This window comes from Andreesenia angusta (assembly GCF_001855385.1).
Classification (GTDB): domain Bacteria; phylum Bacillota; class Clostridia; order Tissierellales; family Gottschalkiaceae; genus Andreesenia; species Andreesenia angusta.
This window is the reverse complement of the sequence record NZ_MKIE01000026.1, coordinates 1-4,197: the sequence shown is the minus strand read 5'-3', so window position 1 is coordinate 4,197 and position 4,197 is coordinate 1. Positions and strand designations below refer to the sequence as shown.

Annotated in this window: 5 protein-coding genes; 3 read left to right on the top strand and 2 right to left on the bottom strand. The window is 34.6% G+C overall.

Going from position 1 to position 4,197, the window contains the following annotated elements; translation table 11 throughout:
- Positions 1–184 (bottom strand): hypothetical protein (locus EUAN_RS12835; RefSeq protein WP_211266370.1); only part of this gene is annotated, 184 nt, incomplete at its 3' end.
- An 89-nt stretch (positions 185–273) separates the two neighbouring features.
- On the bottom strand, positions 274–582 hold the full coding sequence (locus EUAN_RS12010) for a hypothetical protein (RefSeq protein WP_071064832.1): 309 nt from the start codon (positions 580–582) through the stop codon (positions 274–276).
- A gap of 59 nt (positions 583–641) precedes the next feature.
- Between EUAN_RS12010 and EUAN_RS12725 the strand changes: the two genes are divergently transcribed.
- From EUAN_RS12725 to EUAN_RS11995, 3 genes are all read left to right on the top strand, one after another.
- Positions 642–1,163: a transposase family protein gene (locus EUAN_RS12725; RefSeq protein ID WP_143000729.1), complete on the top strand. Its 522-nt coding sequence runs from the start codon at positions 642–644 to the stop codon at positions 1,161–1,163.
- Positions 1,164–1,183: 20 nt separating this feature from the next.
- Positions 1,184–2,215, top strand: a complete 1,032-nt coding sequence (locus EUAN_RS12000; protein ID WP_071064828.1) for a transposase — start codon at positions 1,184–1,186, stop codon at positions 2,213–2,215.
- A gap of 116 nt (positions 2,216–2,331) precedes the next feature.
- Complete coding sequence (locus tag EUAN_RS11995; protein ID WP_071064826.1) at positions 2,332–3,846, top strand: ATP-binding protein; 1,515 nt, start codon at positions 2,332–2,334, stop codon at positions 3,844–3,846.
- The last annotated feature ends 351 nt before the right edge of the window (positions 3,847–4,197 follow it).

Sequence of the window (4,197 nt, the reverse complement as noted above, 5' to 3'; positions counted from 1 at the left end):
TGTCATCGGCATATTTCTTGTCTCCAATCATTTTCTGGACAAGCTCTAGCTCATCTGGAGTCAGCGCGTTGTATGGACGACTTTTGCGTTCAGACTGCTTTCTCTCAAGAGTTTCACTATTCTGCCAGCGCTGTATTCGTTTTCTGCAGATCTGAAGAAGCTGACAGATTCTAACGAGAGGCATACCTTGAGATTGGCCCCATGAAACAATGTCCAAAAGTTGCTGACGTTCATAGCCATATACATGCTTATTCTTAAAAGAGCCTTTGAAGCCTACTTGTCGTTTTTTTTTAGAATCAAATATTCCACAGTCAAGTCTGCAAGTGCCTTCTCCTTGCGGTCCAGCTCTTTAGCTAGCTCCTGGTATTCCTCAAAAGAAACCTCTTCAAGGCTCTTCGACTTGGCACCTTTCGTCTTCAGACGATCTACAGCCCCTGCTTCTACAAGTTCTTCAATCTCTCTAAGGTCACTCAGGTGAATTCCGTATTCGCGCAGAACTTCCCCCACGTTGCTTTCATCTCTGGTCTTGATGTAGATTTCAAATTTGGTTTTCGCAGTCAGTCTTCTTCTCTTTGTTGTCATCGTGATCACTCCTAATTTTCTTATTTTAATCATATCACGTTTGCCAACATCTATTGCTAATGACTGCGACATTTTCTAGCTTAACATATCGGTATCTTAAAGTTAAAAGCATAGAATCAAGCAAATCTGAAATACTGATAAACTTTAAAAGTAAAAGAAAGACAATGTTGTGTCCAGACTGTGGAAGTGAAACATCAAAACACACAACATATTTCAATAGAACTCTTCAAGATTTACCGATTATCGACAAAGCGCTGATCTTGAATATAAGATTGAAGAAATTTGGATGTGAAAATCCGGATTGTTCAAGGAAAGTTTTCAGTGAATCAATAATTGAAATCGCAAGAGAAAAAGGAAGACGAACTTCAAGGTTAGAAGAGATGATGATAAGACTTGCTATGACATATAGCGCTGAAGGCGCAGCAAATTTACTCAAATCCAAGCATATAGAAGTATCAGGAGACACACTTTTAAGGATAACTAAAAAATGGGCACCTCAAATTGACTACTCTGCAATTGAAGCAATAGGTATATACGATTTTGCTCTAAAAAAAATAGAATTTATGGAACGATTTTTGTAGATATGGAGACTCATAAGGTAGTGGATATAATAAATACCAGAGATACTGTTGAAGTGAATAGAGCACTAGAAAAATATGAAAACTTAAGAGTAATTTCAAGAGATAGGGGAATTTCATATCAATCGATAGAAGGTGACTATATCCATATTGCGGACAGATTTCATTTGATAATGAACCTATCTGATAAAATAGCTGCTGAAATAAAGAAAACTATTCCACATAAGATTCCAGTCGGATTTGAAGAAGTTCGGAGCAAGTTCGCAGAGCCTAATGAGTTAAGCAATAGTAGTAATTATGCAGCATTAAGCGTAGCTACTGCTAAAAAAATCGACTTGATTAAGCAAGTCAAAAAACTTAAGAGTCAAGGATATTCCCAAAAAGATGTCTCTGAAGCAATGAAGATAGATCCCAAGACAGTAAGTCGATATTTATCTATGAAAGATATCATGCTAGGAGCTCAGTATCCCTCCCGAAAAAGAGATTCCTATTTGGAGCCGAACAAAGAGTTGATAATGAAGATATACTTAGAAAAGAAATATGTCGTAGAAATATTAGAAGAATTGAAGAAACGAGGCATCTATGCAAAAAGCTCAGCACTACGTGACTTTATCAGCAAAAAACTTTCAGAAAAAGATTATGCTAAGATCAGAGCCATATACATTGATAGAAGAGACATTATCAACTACATATTTTCTTGGTCTCACAGACCTATTGCTTTAGACCACATAAAGGATATATTTGAAAAACACAAGGTTTTATCCGAGTATAAGAGGTTTTATGAATACTTCAAATCTTGTCTTGTTAGACTCAAAAGGGATGACTTTATAGAGATATTAGAAAAAGAGTATAGCTGCAAGTTAATAGATAGATTTATATATAATCTAAAAAAAGACTATAATGCCGTTATAAATGCAGTAACTTACAAGCTAAATAACGGACTATTAGAAGGACATGTCAATAAGTTAAAAAAGATCAAAAGAGATATGTATGGAAGGGCTTCAGTAGATTTATTGAGAAAGAAAGTAATATATCAGTCTATATTCAAATTATAAGAAATAACCGAATATGAGGAAGAACCATTTTAGCATCGGTTTTGACATTATCAAAGAACATTCGGTTAGGTTTTGAAACCTAATCTACATATTTATCTTACAAGGGGGAGTTAAATTTGGCTAAAAAAGTGAAACTAGTTGCGGGAAGAGGATTATTTAGTGGATTAGCAAAGCAAAATCTATTATTCCATCAGTGTATAGGTGAATTGGTTGATAATGCAATTGCAGGAACAATAAAAGATAGTAAGTTTGATGTTAGTATAATATTTAATGATGTGGGAGAAAAGGGTTTCGTAGACCTATACATTTCAGATAAAGGGAAAGGGATGGATATAGATACACTAGAGAGAGCACTGCAGTTAGGAGAATCAGCTACAACTACTAATAGACTAAATGAACATGGATTTGGATTGAAAAATGCACTAGCTACACTATCAGATGGAAATGGAGAGTGGGAACTGTGGACTAAATTTAAGAGTGAAAATAGTAAAGTATTAAAAGTAAAAGGACCATTCTGTTCGGAAATGGAAATACAAGATGAGAGACAACGATTTCCAGATTATGACTTTCTGCCGAGCGAGATTTCTACTTTGATAAAAGTAAAAGTAAAAAAGAACTTTGTTCAAACATCTCAAGGAAGAGGGGCAAAAGCTACGGAGCTTAATACATTAAGAAGAATATTAATGGAACATTTAGGAGTTATGTATAGGGGGTACCTTGAGCAGGATTCGAAGACTTATGAGGAATCAGGAAGGATTAATGTTTCTATAGGAAGAGATTCAAAGAAGGTTACACCAGTACAAGTGCCAATTGCTAATGGGAGAACAGAATATGTAGATATTGAATTGGGTGGTACAGTATATAAATTAGAGTACAAATATGGGACGTTAGATGAAGTGCGACGTGATATGTTAATCCAGGGTGAGAAGGCCTCATATTACTATCAAGGTAATATACCTACTCAAGGAATAGATATAAGATTAGGAAAAAGAGTTATCGCTACAAGACTCTTAGATATAATATGGAAAACTGATGATGATAAAAGAAAAAGTATAGTCAGACATAATAACTATAATGACTTTGTAGGAGAACTTATTATTCCAGAATTACCCAGAGGTGTATTGACAACTGTAAATAATAAAACAGATTTCAACTTAGCTGATGAAAATTGGACATCTATTTTTGATAAAATAAATGAATATAGGCCACTAAAAATGTCCAGGTTAGAAGGAGAGAAGGAATTAAGGACTAAGTGGGTATCCATACTAGAGGCTAGTATTACAGATAAAGAGAAAGAAAAGATACTAACTGAAAAGAAAGTTTGGCCATCAGGAACTAGTATAGATGTTTATAGAGTAACAGCAGCTGAAAAAGTTATAATATATGAACTAAAAGTAGGTACTGGAGAGCCAAAGCATCTATATCAATTAAAAATGTACTGGGATGGTTTAGTTAATAATAAGGATAATCCAGATGAGGCAATTCTTCTTGTAGAGGATTACGATGGAAAATTGGAAGAAATGGCCAATGTAATGAATACGTTTAACACTATAAGAGATGGAGTTAATCCTTATAACTTTAAAATAATGAAGTTTTCAGAAGTAGGATTAAGAAAAGATATAAAGAGATAAATAGGAATTATAAATGAAAAAGTCAGAAGAACTGATTCCGCTAAAAACTATTAGCTATACAAAGAGATTATGAATAGTTAAAGTGAAGAAATTTAGGTCATAGGGTCTTTAAGACATGGGAGGGTTAGATTCGTAAGGGTGTTGTGGGAATTGCAGTCCAAAAAAGGAAACCATAAAGATGCGCCCAAAAACCTTGTAGCTAGGGGCTAGATGTGAACTTCATCCGATATGTTAAGCTAGAAAATGTCGCAGTCACTAGCAATAAATGTTGGCAAACGTGATATGATTAAAATAAGAAAATGGAGAGTGATCACGATGACAACAAAGAGAAGAAGACTGACTGCGAAAACC

What these genes read in the sequence shown, in the direction of transcription:
- EUAN_RS12010 (WP_071064832.1), bottom strand. Translation starts at nt 582, where the DNA reads ATGACAACAAAGAGAAGAAGACTGACTGCGAAAACCAAATTTGAAATC.
- EUAN_RS12725 (WP_143000729.1), top strand. Translation starts at nt 642, where the DNA reads ATGACTGCGACATTTTCTAGCTTAACATATCGGTATCTTAAAGTTAAA.